Annotated in this window: 19 protein-coding genes; 8 read left to right on the plus strand and 11 right to left on the minus strand. The window is 40.6% G+C overall.

Annotated features, from left to right (window positions below):
* Window positions 1-257: 257 nt before the first annotated feature.
* Window positions 258-1,226, minus strand: a complete 969-nt coding sequence (locus tag MSBRW_RS18315; RefSeq protein WP_230669858.1) for a hypothetical protein — start codon at window positions 1,224-1,226, stop codon at window positions 258-260.
* A gap of 397 nt (window positions 1,227-1,623) precedes the next feature.
* Here MSBRW_RS18315 and MSBRW_RS18320 point away from each other — a divergent pair, with 397 nt between their 5' ends.
* On the plus strand, window positions 1,624-1,929 hold the full coding sequence (locus tag MSBRW_RS18320; RefSeq protein WP_011306309.1) for a DUF190 domain-containing protein: 306 nt from the start codon (window positions 1,624-1,626) through the stop codon (window positions 1,927-1,929).
* A 403-nt stretch (window positions 1,930-2,332) separates the two neighbouring features.
* On the opposite strand, the gene MSBRW_RS22750 is transcribed toward MSBRW_RS18320, so the two are convergent.
* Entirely contained in the window at window positions 2,333-2,500 is a 168-nt protein-coding gene (locus MSBRW_RS22750; RefSeq protein WP_155398370.1) for a hypothetical protein, read from the minus strand.
* A gap of 120 nt (window positions 2,501-2,620) precedes the next feature.
* Between MSBRW_RS22750 and MSBRW_RS18325 the strand changes: the two genes are divergently transcribed.
* From MSBRW_RS18325 to MSBRW_RS24010, 4 genes are all read left to right on the plus strand, one after another.
* Window positions 2,621-3,136, plus strand: coding sequence for a hypothetical protein (locus MSBRW_RS18325; protein ID WP_011306308.1), 516 nt, complete (start codon window positions 2,621-2,623; stop codon window positions 3,134-3,136).
* Between the two features lie 507 nt (window positions 3,137-3,643).
* Window positions 3,644-4,114: a cytochrome b5 domain-containing protein gene (locus MSBRW_RS18330; protein WP_011306307.1), complete on the plus strand. Its 471-nt coding sequence runs from the start codon at window positions 3,644-3,646 to the stop codon at window positions 4,112-4,114.
* Between the two features lie 465 nt (window positions 4,115-4,579).
* Window positions 4,580-5,326, plus strand: coding sequence for a class I SAM-dependent methyltransferase (locus tag MSBRW_RS18335; RefSeq protein WP_011306306.1), 747 nt, complete (start codon window positions 4,580-4,582; stop codon window positions 5,324-5,326).
* 210 nt (window positions 5,327-5,536) lie between these two features.
* Window positions 5,537-5,665: a hypothetical protein gene (locus tag MSBRW_RS24010; RefSeq protein WP_268990271.1), complete on the plus strand. Its 129-nt coding sequence runs from the start codon at window positions 5,537-5,539 to the stop codon at window positions 5,663-5,665.
* 82 nt (window positions 5,666-5,747) lie between these two features.
* Here MSBRW_RS24010 and purN read toward each other — a convergent pair whose 3' ends face one another.
* Window positions 5,748-6,362 (minus strand): phosphoribosylglycinamide formyltransferase, encoded by a 615-nt coding sequence (gene purN / locus MSBRW_RS18340; protein ID WP_011306305.1) that lies wholly within the window; start codon window positions 6,360-6,362, stop codon window positions 5,748-5,750.
* A 589-nt stretch (window positions 6,363-6,951) separates the two neighbouring features.
* Between purN and MSBRW_RS18350 the strand changes: the two genes are divergently transcribed.
* Window positions 6,952-8,064, plus strand: a complete 1,113-nt coding sequence (locus MSBRW_RS18350) for a phosphoserine transaminase (RefSeq protein ID WP_011306304.1) — start codon at window positions 6,952-6,954, stop codon at window positions 8,062-8,064.
* 514 nt (window positions 8,065-8,578) lie between these two features.
* Here the strand turns inward: MSBRW_RS18350 and MSBRW_RS18355 are convergent.
* From MSBRW_RS18355 to MSBRW_RS18400, 8 genes are all read right to left on the minus strand, one after another.
* Window positions 8,579-9,334: an SIMPL domain-containing protein gene (locus MSBRW_RS18355; protein WP_011306303.1), complete on the minus strand. Its 756-nt coding sequence runs from the start codon at window positions 9,332-9,334 to the stop codon at window positions 8,579-8,581.
* A gap of 401 nt (window positions 9,335-9,735) precedes the next feature.
* On the minus strand, window positions 9,736-11,037 hold the full coding sequence (locus MSBRW_RS18365) for a formylmethanofuran dehydrogenase subunit B (RefSeq protein ID WP_011306302.1): 1,302 nt from the start codon (window positions 11,035-11,037) through the stop codon (window positions 9,736-9,738).
* Between the two features lie 2 nt (window positions 11,038-11,039).
* Window positions 11,040-11,429, minus strand: a complete 390-nt coding sequence (locus MSBRW_RS18370) for a molybdopterin dinucleotide binding domain-containing protein (protein WP_011306301.1) — start codon at window positions 11,427-11,429, stop codon at window positions 11,040-11,042.
* 10 nt (window positions 11,430-11,439) lie between these two features.
* Window positions 11,440-12,345, minus strand: a complete 906-nt coding sequence (locus tag MSBRW_RS18375) for a formylmethanofuran dehydrogenase subunit C (RefSeq protein WP_011306300.1) — start codon at window positions 12,343-12,345, stop codon at window positions 11,440-11,442.
* Between the two features lie 4 nt (window positions 12,346-12,349).
* On the minus strand, window positions 12,350-14,104 hold the full coding sequence (locus MSBRW_RS18380; RefSeq protein WP_011306299.1) for a formylmethanofuran dehydrogenase subunit A: 1,755 nt from the start codon (window positions 14,102-14,104) through the stop codon (window positions 12,350-12,352).
* Window positions 14,105-15,145, minus strand: coding sequence for a 4Fe-4S binding protein (locus MSBRW_RS18385; RefSeq protein WP_011306298.1), 1,041 nt, complete (start codon window positions 15,143-15,145; stop codon window positions 14,105-14,107).
* An 18-nt stretch (window positions 15,146-15,163) separates the two neighbouring features.
* Window positions 15,164-15,766 (minus strand): FmdE family protein, encoded by a 603-nt coding sequence (locus MSBRW_RS18390; protein WP_011306297.1) that lies wholly within the window; start codon window positions 15,764-15,766, stop codon window positions 15,164-15,166.
* A 739-nt stretch (window positions 15,767-16,505) separates the two neighbouring features.
* A complete protein-coding gene (locus MSBRW_RS18400; RefSeq protein WP_011306296.1) occupies window positions 16,506-17,618 on the minus strand; it encodes an iron ABC transporter substrate-binding protein in 1,113 nt (370 codons plus the stop codon).
* Window positions 17,619-18,169: 551 nt separating this feature from the next.
* On the opposite strand from MSBRW_RS18400, the gene MSBRW_RS18405 reads away from it, so the two are divergent.
* On the plus strand, window positions 18,170-18,958 hold the full coding sequence (locus MSBRW_RS18405) for a class I SAM-dependent methyltransferase (protein ID WP_011306295.1): 789 nt from the start codon (window positions 18,170-18,172) through the stop codon (window positions 18,956-18,958).
* A 28-nt stretch (window positions 18,959-18,986) separates the two neighbouring features.
* A complete protein-coding gene (locus MSBRW_RS18410; protein WP_011306294.1) occupies window positions 18,987-20,624 on the plus strand; it encodes an ABC transporter substrate-binding protein in 1,638 nt (545 codons plus the stop codon).
* Window positions 20,625-20,690 lie beyond the last annotated feature (66 nt).

Consider the following 20,690-nt stretch of genomic DNA (forward strand, 5'->3'; position numbering starts at 1 on the left):
ATGAGCTCTATGACTCAAATTCCAGCACAAACAGCTGGCTTGAAGGCAAAACTTATACCCTGACTGATGGAGGTCAACTAACTCCTGTGATAGTTTCGCAGTAATATATGGATTAAAAACAATTCTTGTAGCCTCAAAAGGCTACACTTTTTTCTGAGCAAATCCAATCCCCACAGTCCTTCGGGTACTGTTTTTATATTTAGAGAGATTTCTTTGAAGAGACTTCTTTGTAATGATAACCGTTAATGTTTCTCATTTCATGCTGAGCGTTTGAAAACCAGTAAAGATAAAAGCAACAAAATGGCAGTTATTGAAGTAAAGCCAGGCGTTTGATTAGTTTTCTCATTGCCAGCGATCGTTTCTTTATTATCTGAGAAATTGGTATCACCGCTTTCATTCACATCTAGTTCAACGGCTGGTGCTAAATTAACTATTGCCTCTCCTCTCCACTCAAAAACTACGGGTACCTCGCTTACTCCTTCTTGTTTGCAGTGGTTGTCGATTATTAGATAAATTTCGTCAATTATAGAATCATTAACATTTTCTAGAGATTTTGGGTCAAAAGCCACAAATATATATCCCCTGTAGTTGTAACCGTAACCGGTCAGTGATCCATCAGATGATTTCATGTAAGGCTGAAGATCATCTCTGAAACTATGAATACAATTTCCCGCTGTTTCTTCCCATTCCACTTTTTTATTAGCGTCTGTAATAACAGGCATTGTTCCCCGAGTAGTTATGAATCCGGACTCAGTTTTAACTTCATCGAAAATCTGAGGACCATAATCAGGTAACGGGAGATTCTCCTCATCATGTGCCCACATAAAGACCACAGGAATTTCATCTATGCCTTCCTGCTGTTCGCAGTAGTCCTCAATTTTCTGATAGATCTCGTCAATTCTGGAGTCATTTACTTCTTCTTTATAGGCAGAACCTAATTCAATTATCAGCATTTCGTTATTGGAAGCAACGTTTTTTATAGAATTGTCAAATTCGGAATATGACGGCCCTATTTGTGTAAGATTAAACCAGCAATTTACAATTGAGTTTTCCCACTTCTGATCAATTGTTTCTGGTAAGGTTCCTCTGTATGCTATGAACGAGGGATCATTTTCAAATTCCTTTATAGAAGGCTCAGAGATCTTATTAGATTTGGAATCGTTAAATTCGTTATCATTTGCACTTGCAGAACCACATAAAAAGAGAGAAACACAAATAATAAACATTAGCCATTTGCAAATATTCCTTCTTTTGAGCATTTCAATCAGACCTTATAAATTACTTAATAATCCTAACTTCTATTATTGTCTTAAATTAGTCTTAAAATCAAGCAGCTTCGAGTTTGTGCAAAGTGAAATATAAATAAGTAGACAGGACTTTTATGCTACCGGGCTCATAGCTCAACTGCTCTAGTTCTTTAAATAAAATAGTGTCAGAACATAAAATACTTTTCAAATTTTCGAATTTTATATTTGTTCGCTTAAAACAAGAATTTTAAAAATATTGATTTAGTCAAATACTATGTTGCTTGCAGTGGAGTGCGCCAGCGCAACTTTAATTTTCCATGCTGACTGTATAACCTATAAAATTACACATAATTATCTAAGCACACCAGGTGATTTCATGCCTTCAGCACTTCTTCGCATATATCTAAAGCAAAACGCAACTTTTCATGACGAATCCATTTATGAGAAGGTTATCGAATTTTTACTTGACTCAGGTATTAATGGCGCCACTCTTCTCAGAGGAATTGAAGGTTATGGAGCAGATAAAAAAATCCATACCATAAAAGTCTTGCAGCTAAGCCATGACATTCCAGTCGTTATGGAAGTAATTGACGATGAAGAAAAACTAAGATCCTTAATTCCTCAACTGCGAGAGATTGTTGGAAATGAGCTTATGACGATTCAGAAAGTAGAAATTGTTTGATTGGATTCATAAAATGAAATATGAATGGAGCTGACCAAAACTCAAAATTATTTTTCTGAATCCCATATTTTAAATAGTTAAGCAAGCTTCCGATTATGGAAAATAATTCTGAAAATAATTTGTAAAATGATTTGTAAAATGATTTGTAAAATGATTTGTAAAATGATTTGTAAAATAATTTATAAAATAATTTGTGAAATAATTCTGAAAATTTACTAATTTTTGAGAACAAAATTGGTTTTGGGATGGGCTCACCACCTATATTTACTTTTATCGAGTTGGCGAAAGCTAGAAATTTAGTAGGTTCAACAGCAGCTGGAAAAAGTTTTTAGTCCTCGTCAACTTGGCGGTACACGTTTTTAAAAAGTTGCATTGATCCTATATACTGAAGGTAATTTGTAATTTACAGAACTTTTAATATACTGCCCTGAAAATTTGAATATCCTAAAAATTCAGAATTTTTACGGGAAAAACTACTGCATTTTTTGGCTTGCTCTCTAGCATTTTCTGTCCTGCTCTTTGGCATCTTCTGCCTGTTCTCTAGCATTTTCGGACCTGTTGCTTTCCACATGACGAATCCAATGGAGAGTATGTACTCACGGTTATGAATAAGAAAGACCATACAATAATATAAAAAAGACCATATAATAATTAAAGGCAATATTAACGCTTATTCAGGGGAGTGATTAGCATGGTAGAGAACGAGCAATTGTATAATGAAATCAGGGAAGCTGTTAATGCTATTCCGATGAAGATTGGCTTTGAGGGTATAGATGGAATTTCTGAGTACGTTACGAAGAGCGTTTTAGTTGGATATGCAATTGTCCAGTATACAGTCTCAGAAAAGGGGTTAGACAACAGGGAAATCACGAAGACGTTTGTTAAATCAAATCCAATTTATCAAGATGGTTCAGGTAGTGGTATCTATGGTGTGGAAACCCACATAGGAAATGAGGAAACTGTAATTGGTGTTGTGCCAGCTACACGTCCAACGTATGGAATTTTTGGGTTAATGCCTCTTGATGACCTCTCACTTGAACAGGTCACTTCTCTTTCGTTTAGTCACTTTGGAGAAGACAAGTTTTTAGGATTCGAATATGAAGGTGTTGAACATCCCAATTGGATCAGTATGCTTCGTGAAAAGTGGATAGAGATAGTGTATGAACATGAAAAGGAACGTGAGATGTGGGGCGAAATAAAAGAATAAGGGACAAAAAGTCAAAGAAATTCATAGTCAAGGGCCAAAGTTTCGTCTCCAATCTCAAGTGAAAGGGTAACCACGTAAAGCAAAAAAAACAAAAAATTAAGTAAATAGGGGCGCAATTCTTCCGTGCTTTCCGTGTCTTCCGTGGTTATAAAGTAAGTGTAAATACTCTTATATTGGAGACTAATACTCTTAATATTGGGGACTATAATTCGGAGGCTTAGCAACTAAGTAAGCCCCCTATCTTGCTTTCATTATCAATGAAATGAAAATGCTGGAGATCAGCAGTTCTTGACATAAGCCTCATGAGGGTAATATCTAATCATAACGGTGATATATAATTTCTACATAAAGTTTACAAAATAATCTACAGTGTCAAGATACAACTGGAATTTACTCAATGTTTAACTTTTTCTTTGCCTGTTATTGTATTTTATATTGAACTTTCAACTGGTTTTGAATCTGCGAAATCATTTCAGGATACAACACTTACGTTGTATGGGTGAAATAGTGAGAAAAGCGCTGATTGTATTGGTAGTGTTGTTCGGCATATTCCTCGCAATAGGATGCGCTGGAAATAAACCGGTAACTTCAAACGAAACAGGAACTCCTGGACAGGCTGTAACTCCGGCTGAGGATATAACTGAAGCTGTAAAGGAAACTCCTGTTACAGAAATAAGTCCTTCTGAGGCAGTTACTCCAACTAAAATACAGACTGCAACTGAAATGCAGAATGTGACAGGGATAGCGGGACTAAAAGAATATACACTTAAAGAACTTGCAGAATACAACGGTGAAAATGGGACGGCATATGTTGCCTATCAAGGCCAGGTCTATAATGTCTCTGATAGTAATATCTGGAAAGACGGCACTCATAAAGGATGCAATGCTGGGACGGACCTCACTGGAAAAATGGACAAGGCACCACACGGAGCTGCAATATTAAAGGGTTATCCTGTTGTCGGGACTTTGAAAAAATAACATAATTCTTGAATATGAATTTAACCGGAATTCTCTTAAACTCACTATCAAACTAGAGATTGTTTCTCTTTTTTTGCATTAATTAAGGTAGATAATAGTTCTCTAAAAAATTATATCTTAATTTAAATTTAAATTAAAGAGTAGGTTATATATAGTATAGTTAGCTGTAAACTACGATATTAAAGAAGGAATTGCAAGCCTTTCCTGATGAAGAAATAAACAGAGGTTATATTTTTACGATTTTAGATCGAACACAAAAAATAAGAAATATATTGCTAAACATAAAAATTGAATGTCATTCATAATTTAAACAAGATCTCACTGATTTACATACTATCTTTTTATTAAGAAAGCAATAAAGATATATTTAAGTCGCTAAATAAGCCTATAAGCTCTTAAATAATAACTCATTTTTGATATTATGGGAAAGATATAGAAAAAAGTGAGACTTGGAGTAGAAAAAGAATGCCTGGGAAGAATGAAAAAAAATTATCCAAACTAAAAGATTTCTGGGTAGAATTTTTCGCAGATCGGAAAGACGGCGGCCACAGATCTTCAGATGAGGAATTTATTTCCCTGGAAGCTAAGGAAAAACTATTCCATCTGGATGGGGGCAAAACCCTGCTTGATTTTGGATGCGGTGCCGGTGAGCTCCTGGTTTACTATGCACCGGAATATAAACAGCTCGTAGGAGTTGATTTTTCCGCATCCATGCTTGATGAAGCAAGCAAAAAAATCAGGGAAAGAAAATGTGGGAATATATCGTTAATTCAGGCTGATGATAAAACTGTCTGGGACAAACTGGAATACTCTTTTGATCGGATAACCGCAGCTGGAGTGATTCAGTATTTGACATTGCAAGAAATTGATAACTTTATCTTTAACGCGTCAAATTACCTTAATAAAGGGGGTAAAATAGTGTTGTTTGATATACTGGACCCCCGCTTATATCCATTATGGAAAATAGGGCTGTTTTCACAAGATGCAGGCTTCGGGAAAATATTACGCAAAGTCGGGTTTGAGTTTAAGGTTATATTATCGGCAAGCTTGAGTAATCGACCAAGAGATATTCTTGGGTTTGCTCACAACCCCTATGCAATTAAAAAGATAGCAAATAGATATGGTTTTGAAACTATTTTTGTAAAATCAATGTATTACGAGTACAAGTATCATGCAATAATATCTCGAACTTCAGAGTCTCGGGAGTTTTAAGAATCAAATTCATGCTGGTGCGGCCAGCTTCAAGCAATAATGTAAATAGTGTATGTCCATGCAATCGCTCTGAATTCCCTTATAAGCTCTATTCTATTATGCTCTATTCTATATTACAAACACTCAATGTATACTCGAAATGACACGAATTTAAGTGCAACACTATTTACTCTTTCGATAGCAAACCGGTAGGTGAAGCAGTACAGATAGGTGGGGCAAGATAGGTGGGGCAATACAGGATCAAATGATGATGTTGTGGCCTTTAAGGCAGAAAATGAGACTCTTAAGGGTATTCTACATGCGATAATCTCAGTTCAGTCACACTATAGTGCAAAATAATACTATTCTGACATAGAGTAACGATAACGCAAACAATAATAACGCAAACAATACGGCAAATTTGCCATTGCCATCTCTACCATTACAATTCGATTACACCTTTGCTTATTAGTTTCAAGGTATCCACATAGAAGGAGTTTTCTTTTTCTAGTACCCTTTTTGACAGGGTATCTATTGTATCTCCCTCCAGAACTTCAATTTCACATTGCCGAATTATCTTTCCTGTATCGTATTCCTCTTCTACCAAATGAATTGTAACACCTGTCGTTTTCTCTCCTGCATCAATAACCGCTCTGTGTACGTTGATTCCATACATTCCTTTGCCACCATATTTGGGCAAGAGTGAAGGATGAATGTTAAGTATACGGCCTTTGTAATATTTCAAAACCTTAGGTCCTAGTTTTTTCATGTACCCTGCAAGGGCTACTATATCTGCGCCACTTTCAGTTAGTACTTTACATATTGCTTCATCTAATTCGTCTTCTTCTGGATATGTTTTATTACTCAGGTGATATTCAGGAATTCCTGCTATTCGTGCTATTTTCAAGGCTTGCGAAGTTGAGTTATTGCTTATGACAGCACATACTTCCCCGTTCAAATCCCCACTTTTGCAAGCATCAATAATCGCTTGCATATTAGTTCCTCTGTGGGAAGCAAATATTGCGATATGTAATTTTTTTGTATTTTCACTTTTCATAATCTGTAACTCCGGCTGTGAGATTAAATTAGTGTCAGGACAGTACGGTCATATTTGCGGCAGGTATCATATATGTGTCTAATTCGTCGTTCATCAATCATCTTTTTTCCCTTCAAGCCCAGCAGCGATTTTTTACAGATTCTCTCCAGAACTGCAAGTTCTTCTTCGTTCAGAATTTCCTAAATCTTCTCAAAAAACTTCATATTCACCCAGTTTCCGATCTCAACCACCTTTTTTCCTTTATCGGTGAACTCTAGCAGGCAAATCCTTCCGTCCCTCGAAGAAGCCTTTGTTTTCAACAGACTTGGTGGCTACAAACATAGGTTTTGACCGTGCAAAAGTAGCACGAAAAGATAAATAAAAACGTCTTTAAATAATAAAGGGTCTGGGGTGTTAAGGAATCCAATTCTAAGAACATGGATAATGTAAACAGGACTGGTTGGTTTTCTAAATCAATGTGTTCTTAGTTCCTATCCGAAAAGCGGTACTGTTAAGTCTTAGGGGGATGGTTATAATTGCATGTTCACCTATAACTGGAAAATTTCTTATCCCCCTAAGTCTTAACAGTACCAAAAAAGGAAAAGATAAAATGAAACCAACACGAGTTCCTAATAATCCTTGTTTTTCTTCTGGGCCTTGTGCCAAACATCCAGGGTATTCTATTGAAGAGCTGAAGGATACACCTTTTGGCCGGTCACACCGTAGCAACTTAGGCAAGGAAAAATTAGCTGAAGCAATTAAAAAAACAAGAGATATGCTTGGACTTCCTGATGATTATCTGGTAGGTATTGTACCGGCTTCCGATACAGGCGCTTTTGAAATGTGCTTGTGGTCCATGCTAGGGTGCCGCGGGGTTGATGTCCTTGTTTGGGAATCTTTCAGTAAAGGATGGGCAACCGACATCACTAAACAGTTAAAATTAAAAGATGTCCGAGTTTTTGAGGCAGAATATGGGAAATTACCAGATTTAAAGAAGGTCGATTTCAAGAATGATGTCGTCTTTGTCTGGAATGGAACTACTAGCGGAGTCAAAGTACCCAACGGCGACTGGATTCCTGAGAACCGGGAAGGGCTCACGCTTTGCGATGCCACATCTGCTATATTTGCTATGGATATACCCTACCATAAACTGGATGTCATTACCTTCTCATGGCAGAAGGTTTTAGGTGGGGAAGGTGCACACGGAATGCTGATTTTATCTCCGCGGGCTGTTCAGCGGTTAGAAAGCTATACTCCTGCCTGGCCATTACCCAAGATTTTCCGACTGACCAAAGGTGGTAAACTGAATAAGAAGATTTTTGAAGGCTCTACTATTAACACCCCATCTATGCTGGCTAATGAAGATTGGCTGGCAACACTAAAATGGGCAGAGTCTGTCGGAGGGCTTAAACCACTTATCCAGCGGACAAATGATAATCTGGCGGTCTTTGAGGCATTTGTTGCTAAAAACAACTGGATTCATTTCTTAGCGGAAACAAAAGAGATAAGGTCCAGTACCAGTGTCTGCTTTAAAGTTGATTTATCCGATGAAAAGCTTAAAGAACTGATTAAAACGCTTGAGAAAGAAAAAGTTGCTTATGACATCGGTTCTTACCGTGATGCCCCTTCGGGTTTGCGCATCTGGTGCGGTGCTACCGTCGAGAAAGAGGATTTACAATGCCTCTGTGAATGGATCGAATGGGCTTACAATTTGGTTAAATAATAAAATCCTTTTTGTTATCAGCAAAGAAGAGTTCGTGAGAGATCGTTAATATCTTTTTTGCTGATAGCAAGAGGATGTTTTATCCAAAATAATTTTACTCTTTAAAGATATAAAACACTATCTAATAATATTTAGATTCTCTTGCAAAACTTGTATTCTCGTAACTTCAAAATACGAACTTCTTGAACTAAAAGTTCGTATATTGAATAGGAAAAATATACAGGTTTTACAAACCTGTGCATATCAAAGAGAGTTTTAAGGCGAAATTATTTCAGGATAAAATACATTCCAACTCCCATAAAATCACATATAAAAAGTAAAAAAGAAGACTAGGCGTCAATCGATAGATGATATATAGAAGACGCATTGATCTGAGAAGTTGCAAATAACCTTTATCTGCAACTCCTGATCATTTATATACTTCAGTGATATACTTCAGCGCCCAAACTACTTAGTCCAACTTAGTAGTCCAACTTAGTAGTCCAACTTAGTAGTCCAACTTAGTCCAACTTTATTATTTAATGTAGTACGTAACCTGTACTGACATTGAGACGGTAGACTCGCCTGGCTGAATTGGAGTGGACCCTGCTCCTGCTCCCTTTGCTGTTGTTGCCATATCATATTCGTAAATTGCTCTGGAACCACTGTTTTCACTTACAGATGAAGTCTGCACACCGGTTATCTTAGTCCCCAGGCTCTTAGCAAGCGTAGTGGCTTTAGAAGATGCATCTGATACTGCTTCATTCATCAAGTCTTCACGAAGCTGTTTTTGCTTGTCATCGGATACCGAGAATGAAATGCTTCCAATCTCATTAGCTCCTGCGGCTGTGGACCTGTCAATGATATCACTCAGGTTGTCGAGATTTTTAGTTGTGACCTGCACACTGTTGGATGCAGAGTAACCTTTGATTGTTTGCGTATCATTCGCATCATAGTTGTATACCGGGGATACGGAAACATAGGCTGTCTGTATTTCCTTGTCCTGCAATCCTATCGCTTTAAGTTCTGCTATTACAGAGCTCATAAGGGCTGCGTTTTTATCTGTCGCTTCTTTTGCAGTTTCAGATTGAACTACAACACCGATGTTCAATGTTGCCGTGTCAGGGATAACTTTCTGTTCAGCATATCCACTAATGGAAATAGTATTTTCCGTATCCTTTTCAGACCCACTCTGTGAAATGGCGTATATCGTTGCTGACATCAGCACCAGAACAACTGATAGCGCAATGATAACGTAATAAAGCTTATTGTTTTTATTTTCCTGTGACATTTTCACCGACTCCTTGTTTAATGTTTTGTTAACTGACAATTCAGCCGTTTCTAGCAAGTCATAAATGTATCCTCACATATTAAAGAATTACTTAAACTTCAACTACGGTCGCAGTTATGGCAGTCGCCCGATATTGAAAGAAAAATACATATAAAGTAGTGAAAAGAGAAAGGGCTGAAAGATAAGAATTCGAGATTTTCCAGCATCAACCGGCAGGTCACATTCAAAGGACTGTGATCATTTTCAAAATAAGATGATTTTTAATTATCTCTTCATCACTAAATTTTGGCATCGTATCCACAGGAAAATGAAAAGAAAAAAAGGTGAGGGCTTTAATCGCTCTCACATCAGCTGTTTGTTTTGCACTATCCTTTAAAAGAAGAAGTGAAAACAGACTTAACTTACTTTCTTGCCTTGATTTTCTCAAAGAGCTGCTTCAGGGTGTCTTCATTGCTCTTCGTAAACTCGAAGGGCGAGCTTGTGAAAGGTTCGAAGTGCACGGCAACATCGTCCAGCCTGTAGAAGGTCCCGTCACATTCCATGGCATCAATGACTCCAGGAAGCACGATATCCGAAGCAGCTACGGTTGGGCAGGGAGCGATATCCAGACAAATCATGGGCATCTCAGCGAGTAAAGAAGCGCAATCTGCAGGGATATGGCAGACAAGGTCAGCACACATTACAAAAGCTGCATCAACGTCCTTTTCTCGAAGCAAATCTACGGTTGTAAACTCTCCAGGATTATAACGCGGGTGTCCACGCATGAAGTCAAGCCCGAAGGGATAGCCGTACATATAGGCAGCGACCTGGTTAAAGCCTGCAACGTTGCAGTGGCCACGGAGAGCTCCGAGGGTAAACTTGGAAAAATTATTCAGTTCCTTTACAAAATTCATTGCAATTTCGGCATTCCTATGTTTTCCAATGGATGAGGAGAGCCCGAGACCTACTGAGATAGCTCCGAATGTGCAGTTCTTCATCATATCGAGCATCTCTTCCATAACAGGAATAGGCACTCCTGTGATCTCTTCTACCGATGGATGAGGAGTCTTTCCATGAAGCAAGGTCATAAGTGCGCTAATCAGTTCGTAATCCGAGCCGGGTTTGAGCTGTACGTGCAGGTCGGATGCTTCAGCAGTTGGAGTTTTTCTCGGGTCTACAGTTATAACTGTCCTGTCAAAACGTCCGCGTTTTGTCCAGTACCCTCTCGGGAAAACTGCGTACCTTGACATCTGTCTTGGCATGGATTCAAGAGGATTGGTTCCCCAGTAAATCAGGAGGTCAGCCCTGTTTTTCTTCTGCCCTTCAGTTGCACCGACTTTTCCGGATTCCTGGATTCCCATAGCTGTTGGACCGTGGCAGATAGTGGCATTAGAATCAACAATCGCACCAAGGTATTCCCCTAGCTTGAGCCCGATTTCATGTGCTTCACATGAGGTTTCACTGCCCATGAAAAGCAGAGGACGCTTTGCTGAAACAAGGATATCGGCTGCCCTTTCAAGAGCTTCGTCCCAGGCAGCAGGGGTCAGTTTTCCTTCGCTCTTTATAAGTGGTTGCCTGAGCCTGTGAGAACTTACAACTTCCTGAAATTTGGCATTTCCCATCTTACATGCGTTTTTAGCTTCAATCTTTCCGTCTCCAAATTCAACCTGGATATCATCACAGGCCGCCCCGCAGACCGGACAGACTATGTTTTTGTAAATCATACTCACTGCCCTCCGATATAAATTTTCAATACTACATCTTCGGCGCTAAGAACCTCTTCTTCAGTGGGCTCAATTGATACTGGGGCACCCTTATAGAGAGGAGAACCCGTAGAAAGAGTATCAGGATCGATGATAACATTTGACCAGATAGCCCTTGGCATAAACACCTGTCCTGGCTGGACTGAATCCGTACATTTTGTATAAACTACAATCGAATGTTTTCCATTCTGGCTTGTTACTTTCACTTTAGATGGAGAACAGAGTGATGCAAAATCCACAGGCGAAATCCAGCATGATGCACACTCCATGGTGTACTCGTCCGTGAACTTGTCCCCGCCTTTGGCAAGCCTGCCTTCATTAATCGTACTTCCGCTAATGAGTAATACTTCCATGCTTCTCACCTCAGAGTTCCGGGTTTGTGTCTGCAACCACGTAAAGAGCTCCTTTTGCCCGCTTGCTAATTGCATAGTCCCCTGTGAATTTCTTGAATTCGCCTATTAACTCAACCTCTCCGGATGTAATGCTATTTTCCATGGATACAAATTCGAAACCTGGGGAGAAACGCTCGATTTTGCCTCCTATGACTATGGTGCCTCCTGCCATTTCAGCACCTACTCCACGAAGAGCGCTGCCTTTTACGAAGATGAGCCCGCCGTTCTGGCGGATTCCGCAGAAGCTTTTAACATCGCCTTCAACTAGAATTTCGCCGCCGTCCATGCCGCCTCCTAGCTGGTGGCGCGCCGAACCTTCAATAACGATGCGTCCGCCTTTCATGCCGTGCCATTTTCCTCTGTAAGCACAGCCTACATGGTCTCCGGCATTGCCTTTAATATGCAGCAGCCCACCTGTCATTTCCATACCTGCCCAGGAATCCGCGTCTCCGTAAACGACGAGCTCTCCTCCTTTCATCCCAGTGCCTACGTGCATGCCAGCAGAACCTTCAATTTCGATTTTTCCTGCGCTCATGCTTTCACCGATTCTTTTGATCCTCATTGCATCACCTTTTATGCGGATCAGAGTCTCAGCTGCAGAACTGCCCCCATTACCTGTTACTTCAAAAAACTCGGAGAGAGGATAGGTCTTTGGCCCCTGCCAGACAGACAGTTTTCCGATTTCTTCGGCACTTTTGCCTGCAAAAGAATCAGGAGTTATAACATCGGCTTCCAGTTTAATGTCAATCGCTTTTTTAGGAATAAGTATTACTTCTGCCATTTCTCCAGCATTTTCGCCAGTAAATGAGCCAGGCTTTATAACTGCCTCAAGTTTACTCTCAACTTCATTTTCATTAATAAGAACTCCCTCTGTCATTACCTCACCTCACAACGTTAATCTTTATGGGAGTCGGATTTTGCAGATACTTTTCTGGAGTTGGATAGTTGGCAAAGCCCAGAGTGTAGTACCTGAACCACTCCTTCACATCAGCCAGCATTTCCTTTTCCCGCTCGTCTTCTACATGTACATCGGAATAATAAGTCCGCTTTTCAGGTAAGGAAACAATATCACCTTTGACAGCTACAATTTCGCCACCCTTTACGGTGTATTCGGCCTTCCTGAAGGCCTGAAGTAGAGCTTCATAGTTGTTTGTGTCAAGCTGCTGTGGATTTATGTTATAGACTGTGACATCTCCATCAGCGCCCACGCCAAGAGAACCTTTCCTGTGGGCCATACCAATTGTTTTAGCGGGATTTGCTCTGGTCAGGATCGCAAGGTCATAGAGAGAAAGTTCCCGGTTTATGCCTCCGAGTTCACTCCTGTCGTTTGCCCATTTGTGGCATTCGCTGAAGGTCTGTTTCCTGAAAGCCTCAGACATGATCCAGGTCATAACCTCAGGATATTTCGTAAATGGCCCACCATTGGGGCTGTCCGTGGTCATAATTGTCTTCCAGGGGTCATTAATAAGCAGGAGGCATTCAAGGCCCATTGCCCACTGAAGGCTGTGTACCGGATTGGCTTTAAAGTAAGTGAAGGGAATGACACCTGACCCACCTTCCATCTCAACGTCAGTATTCGACCATTTGTTTCCTGTAAGCTTGTACATATCCTGGATGGCAGGCCCATCTCCTGTCATAACCGTGGCTTCTCCGAAAGGTGTGCATCCACTGTCGATTACTACGTGGTCTTTGTTGTTGATGTATTCTGCAATATCTTTTACTCCGGATTCGCAGTCTCCCCAAGTAGTGCCTGCAAAACTGTTAAACATCAGATGGGCCAGGTATACGGACCGGTTCCTTGAAGGATCTATTTTGGTTTCAGCCCATTCCACATCCATGTCCTGCCTGGGCTTTACACCGTCGAGGATTTTGAGGGAATCCTTAGTAATTTCATAACAGCCAGGATGTCCCAGGTTATTTGCATGCAAGTGAAGAGGTACAGGCAGGCCTAGGAGTTCGTTGACCTCACTAAGCCCTTTTATAGTTTCTCTTGGGGTAACTTCGAAATGGATGTTAGCTTCATCAAGAGAATGTACGTTTTTACCCCAACCCCAGTTTTCGACTCCTGCAGGATTGACACATTTTATTCCATAGGACTTGTGAGTTTTCATCATCCAGGCCACATAAGCCGCAGCCTTTTCTATGTCCCCATCATGGAGATAGCGCATCAAAAAGAAGTTGTTTCCAAGTATCAGATAGCCACCCATGTCAAGGAGTGGAGTAGCACGCATTTCTTCGTGGGTATGGCGAGCTTCAAGAGGAGGAATTGCAGCTTCAAAAACAGTTGTATAACCCATTGCTGCGTAATCGTATCCCTGTTTGTAGACCGAAGGAACAGTGTAACCTGAGCCTGAATGAGTAAGTGAAGTCTTTTGGAGATTTGTTTTATAATGATCTTCGGGGCGCATCGACCTGCCAGCGTTAACCTTTGCACCTGCAACATGAGAATGAGAGTCAACTCCTCCTGGCATTACCGTCATACCAGAGGCATCAATAACCTTTGCGTTTTTCAATTCAGCCGTAGAAAGCTCTCTTACAACTTTTCCGTCCTTGATGAAGATATCCATAATTTCCCCATTTATTTCATTAAGGGGATCAAAGACGTATCCGTTCTTAACTGCAATTGTTCCTGCCATTTATTTCACCTCTCTTTTTACAAGCCTGATCGCATCAACAGGGCAGATCATGGCGCAGGCTCCATCTGCTCCACAGCGGTCCTGATCTATGACTTTAATTCTTCCGTTTTTAACCCCTAGAAGAGCTTTTTCGTCCATGTTGTTCAGGTGTCCGGCTGCAAGTTCACAGTCAGAAAGGGCATTCACCGGGCAGACAATTACACAGTTTCCGCAGCCCAAGCATGCAGCTTCATCAGTTTCCAGGCAGGTACGGAGCATAGTCTCTGGAGCAGGTTTTTCAAGCAGCTTCTTCTCAAGAACGCCCTTTTTCTCCATGTCCGGGAGAATTGCAGTTTTTCTTACATCTATGGCGTCAACAGGGCAGGCAACCGCACAGGCCCCACAGTAAATGCAGGCATCTGGACGGTGAGTGATCTTTTCGACTCTTTCTCCAGGTTTGGCTTTTTTATTGAAAATAGCATTTGCAGGACATACTTCCACACAGGTATGGCAGGTCTGGCAGACATCTTCATCCCTGGCCCAGTGTCCTTCGAATGGCTTTTCTACAGAAATAGCATTTACCGGACAGACTGCTGCACACCAGCCGCAGTGGACACAGCATTCAGTATCAATATTGGTCTTTCCAACCAGCTTCAGTTTACCATCCGCTGAAATATCCCGTGTTACTTCAATACAGCCTTGAGGACAGATATCCTCACAAAGCCCACAGTGGACGCAGCTTTCGTTTACTGACGTCGGTTTCATAGCCCTGAAAAGATAAGACTTGTCAGTGATGGTTTTTCCTTCCTGCTTCATTTCAAGAGCACCTGTGGGACAAGCTTTCGCACAAATTCCACAGACAAGGCAGGCTTCACGTTCTTTCATTTCCAGGAAATCCGCATCTACTAACCCTCTTGTTATAGCTCCAACAGCCCCTATGGCCAGGTTACCTTTCGGGCATGCCTGCACACAGGTCCCGCAGCCAATACATTTTTCGGGGGAATAGATCAGCTGCTTGTCTTTTTTTTCAGCAAAGACAGACAATCGCATATCTTCTTGCATTTTGCTTACCTCTCAACGTTATTCTGTGCAACCGCCGCACAACAGCTCGTTGTCATGTTGAATAAACATTTCACCGCAATTTTTACAGCACTGTATCCTCTTCTTCCTTCGAACCGGAACATCGATGTCCACAAATTTCCAGGAATACACTTTATCTCCTGCAGCCAGGAGGATTGGTAAAACCTCCACATGAGGAAGCTTTTCAGTGTTCAGGAACCAGGCGTGGAGTTTGGGATAATCCTTCGTTTTTTCAGGGTCGAGAATAATTCGGATCCCTTTTATGCTGTTAGCTCCCTCAGGCGCCTGTTTATTTACTGTGACCGCCATCTTTCCAAAGTTCATGATTTTTAACCCATTGTTTCCGATGGTAGCTCCAGCAAGGATCTGGAATGGGTCAGGCATGCAGCTTTTTGTTTCGCATGTCACGTATATGCGTTCCCCTTCCCGGACATCAAGCTCCCGTCTTGCGATATTGAGCATCTGGATACCGATTAATGCCCCAGAGGTCAGGAAGCCATGAAAGGGGACTACTTTTTTGATTTGTGAAAGTAGTTCGGGATCCTTTACCTGCTTCAGAATCGTTTCCATCTGGTGTTTTTCTTCATCTGAATTTTTATGCAATTTGTACACCACCGTGGGTTTAACCGTTATGTTTAAATAAACATAACGCTAAAGATATCAAATACCAACAGGATGAATTTAAGACAGTCAGGTTGCCTGGAAGAATTATATTGTCAGGACTTACGCAGTTGAAATGTGGATAGCGTTAAACCTTAAACTGTCCAAACTTTCTCATTAATTACGACTCCTATTGTGCGTGATTTTTTCTCGTAAGCACACAAGTCCCAATTATTTAAATTCCAACATAACGCAGAAGGATACAGTGTATTTATAGGTAGCTTTTTATATAACTTTTTTACAGGAATGTACTTATTGTATGTTATATCGAGGCGAAATTCCAATATAAGGGATAGAACCTTAATATTGGCCGGCCACAGAAAAAACACCAGCCAGAGCTCTATATCTTCCAGATATGTAAAACTCAACATATCTATAAAAATGGGAGATAAAACTTTCGCGCTCAATATATATAAACATATATTTTATAAAATTATCGATGAAAATAGGAATTTCCTGTTAAAAAAGGACAATATAGAGAAATTCTTTTTTTAAAGTTTGGATAAGACGTGCTCTACATACATTATATTTTAAAGCATATCTATTTTAAAGAAGATGTAAACAGAGACAAATAATTAATAAGGGGAAAACGAGGGTAAAAATTGAAATTTGCCCAAGTTGCCTGCCCCAATAAGAAAATGTAAATTTCATGTAGTTCTTGGAGAGGAATTTTCACTCATGCTCAGGTTTTAGTTGCAGGGTTAAGGAGCGTGTTAAGTTCTTCATCCTTAAGGTCGTAGTGGAAGAACTCCGAGTAGAACTCACGTGTCAGCTTGGAGAGGTCCATATTTGCAAAACGGTCTGGATACAGCATTTTTGCAGTCCAGGCAGTTCCTAGAATAAGGTGAGGGCCCTGCGGTCTGTCAATCCAGCAGAAAGGATTCTGAGGAGCAAGGTATACTTTCTTATTTTTCACAGCATCCATACTTGCCCAGAGAGAATCAGAGTAAACTGTCGAATAGAACTGTGGATTTGACGTGATAATTACCTCAGGGTTCCAATTCATAACCTGCTCGATTGAGACCTGAGTCATGCCGCTTCCGGACGTGAGGGGACAGTCGGCAACGTTGATACCTCCACAGATATCAATTACCTGAGAATGTTGCGAGCCTGAAGGATCGGTCATTAGCCCTTTTGGGCCTTCGGCATAATAAACACGTACTTTCTGGTCTTCAGGAATGTCTTTTACAGTACTGTTGATTTCATTAAGAATAGAACTGCGGAATTCAATCAGTTTTTTTGCCTGGGATTCACAGTTAAGCAGTTTGCCCACATATTCAATAGTAGGATCGGATTGTGTCACAAAAAGAATAGAATCATTAATAGCCACTACCGGAATGCTGCCAAGATTTTCCTGCCTGCGTTCTATAGCTTCATTAGTTTTTCCATTTGTGGCTGTGCTTTCAATAAAAATGTCAGGATGCATATCAATTACAGTTTCATAATTTCCGGTCTTGCTTCCTAACCAGTTTCCTATTACAGGTAGATTTGAGTAATTTTCATCCATGAAGGGTTGGGTGAAATTTTGTTTGGAGTTCCAGCCTGCAAGTTTATCCGGTGCAAGCATATACACAAGGATGGCGGAAGGTGAAGAAGTACCTATAGTCGAGGATATTTCCGCAGGCACAGTTAACTGCCTTCCCAGCATGTCGGTGATTTGCACGGTACTTGAATTCTGAAGCTCAGTGCTTGAGTTTAGTACAGCCTGTTGATCCGTATTTTCTACACATCCACAGAGCATAACAACTGGAAGCAGGAGGAGGAGAAGCACTATACTATATATTTTTCGATTCATAGAAACACCTGACACACTTTTGATTATTTAGCTGTTATGTTCAAACAAACATAATACATATAGAGGTTTTACCCTGTAAAAATATACACATGGTAGCCGGATATGTATAATTAATGATTGAGGAACGTCTATGGTGTTATTAAAATCTTGAAATAAGATTCTTAAAGGAAAACGGTTACCTATTTCCTATATTAATATATATATCTTATTGTAATTCAGCCGCCTTTCCACAGATAACCGTTAAATTTTGCAATACTCCTTACTATCGTTTTCTGAAAAACTCCATGTTTACTCCAACTTATATTTTTGATATTTTCCAAAATTTTCAGCCAAGATTTTCAGTTTTTTGCCTCCATTGAAATCTTCCAGCAGCCATTTCCCTGGGCTTCAGTTGAGAAGATTGCTGTTAAGTAAAAAATAAACAAAGATAAATTATCTTATTGTATTCTTCTAAAAATTAGCTATACTTAATATTATTAATAAATAATTTTAGTATAATTTGTATTACAAAATAGAAAATTATTAATTATAAGATACTTAAGTACCTGTTAATGTCTTCTTCAGAAATCCAGACCAAAAATTCAGAAGTCCAGGTTAAAGAGATGGTAGCCCATAAATGGGACCTTGCATCCGAAACTTTTGATACTCATGCAGGACACGGGATCCAGACTCAAAAAGAAAGAGACGCCTGGAAGCGGGCTTTCTTGAAAGTTTTCCCGGGAAAAAGTTTGAAAATTCTCGACGTTGGCTGCGGGACAGGAGAATTAAGCTTACTGTTTGCTGAGATGGGGCATGAGGTTGCAGGAATCGACATTTCCGGACAAATGCTGAAAATAGCAAAAGCAAAGGCTGAAGCCCTCGGAGCGGACATAACCTTTAGGGAAGGAGACGCAGAAAACCCTCCTTTTGATACATCTTCTTATGACATTGTGTTTAGCCGTCATCTTCTCTGGACGCTCCCTAATCCGAAAGTAGCCGTAGAGAACTGGAACAGAATTCTGCGGAAAAATGGGAAAGTCGTGATTGTTGATGGAGTCTGGGACAGCGGCACCCTGGGATCCAGGGCTCGCAAAAATGCCGGTGCTCTTTTGACCCTGCTTCTTGAAAGAAAAGATCCCCGAAAAGGACACTCTGACTATTCTGATGAACTCAAAGCCCAGCTCCCGCATTTTGGAGGAGCTCCGCTTGAAAAAGTAAATGAGTACCTTTCAAATTCAGGCTTTGGAAATATCCAGATTTTTGACCTGAAAGAAGTAAGAGATGCTCAGAAAGAGAAGATGCCGTTAGGTGAACGGGTTGTACGCAGTTATCAGTACTACCTCATCTGCGGCCGAAAATGACATTCATTAAAAAAGATGGTGTTCCTAAATGAAAAATAAAAACTTCCCCTTGATTATATTGTTAATTATCCTGCTGACCTGCGCTATCCTGACGACTTCCGGGTGCAGCAGTACAGAAGAAAGTGGAGCAAAAGACGCAGTCTCCGGGATGGAGGTTAACTCAGGATCAGATGATGCTTCCCAGATAGAAGGAGGCTCTGAAAATAATACACTTGTACTTGGTGAAATGTGGAATATCGAATCGATTGACCCAATTAATGGGGATGGCACCCTTGTCTGCGAGAAAGCTGCAATAACCGAAACTCTTGTTGGTGCCAATGACGATTTCTCGCTCAAACCTGGGCTTGCAACTTCCTGGGAACAGCTTGATGAAAATACCTGGGAATTTAAGCTGAGAAATAATGTTACCTTCCATGACGGAAGCAAAATGACTGCAGAAGACGTAAATTTCACTCTGGAAAAAGTCATCTCGGAAAACGCGAAAGTTGCTTCCATGCTAAAAATAGATTCGATAGAAATAGTTGACAACTATACTCTTAAAATCAAAACCAAAGAAATAAACCCTATCCTTCCTGGAGTTCTCCATTATCCTGATACTGCTATAATAAGTCCCTCTTCTTATAATGAAAATGGAGAGTTTGTAAAACCTGTAGGAACGGGTCCATATAAATTAGAATCATTTGACGAACAGACCAGAGTTCTGACAGTTGTAAAGAACGATAACTGGTGGGGAGGAGAAGTAGGGCTTGATAAAATGATCCTTAAGGGAATACCAGACCCCAACACGAGAGCAATGGCGATCGAAAATGGAGAAGTTGACTTTACCGTCGATGTACCCTATAGTGAAACTGACAGGATTGACGCTATAGACGGCATTAACGTAGAGAAATACAAAACCCCAAGAGTCTACAAACTTGACCTGAACCTGAAACATGAACCCCTTGAAGATGTTAGAGTAAGGCAGGCTATGTCCTATGCCATTGACAGGTCTGACATCGCAGAAAATGTACTGTACAATGTAGGAGAAGCTGCTGCAGGTCCTTTCCTGCCCACAATGGTCTGGGCAAATAAGAGCCTGAAACCCTACAGCCAGGACCTTGAGAAAGCTGATGAGCTCCTTACAGCTGCTGGCTGGGTGGATACTGACGGAGACGGCATCAGGGATAAGGATGGACAACCTCTCAAGTTCAACCTGATGACCTATTCGGCAAGGCCTGGACTTCCTCCAATGGCTGAAGCTATGGCTGCCCAGTTAAGGGAGGCAGGCATAGGCATAGAGACAGAAGTTCTGGAAATGGGGTCAATCGATGACAGAAGGGAAAGCGGAGACTGGGACCTCTACCTTGCAGCTTACAATATTGCGATGGTTCCGGACCCAGAATATATTCTCACAAACTGGTACATGACAAACGGGACTGACAATAACGCAGGATATTCCAATCCTAAAGTAGACTCCCTAATAACAGAAGCCAGAAAAATCACGAACATGAGTGAACGCTATAAAAAGTTCAATGAGGTAGAAGCTATCGCTTATGATGAACAGCCCATGATCATAGTGGCTTACTACGGCTGTGCAATCGTAAAGAAAGACTATGTAAAAGGATACGTCTTCGATCCGACAGCTCATGACTACCGTATAAACGCAGATATGCATATCGAGAAGTAAAAATTTAAGGAAATCTCGGAAAGGTATGGCAGACTAAACTCATACCCCGGGATTTCCTTTCACTCG

It is taken from the genome of Methanosarcina barkeri str. Wiesmoor, from assembly GCF_000969985.1.
Classification (GTDB): Archaea; Halobacteriota; Methanosarcinia; order Methanosarcinales; family Methanosarcinaceae; genus Methanosarcina; species Methanosarcina barkeri_B.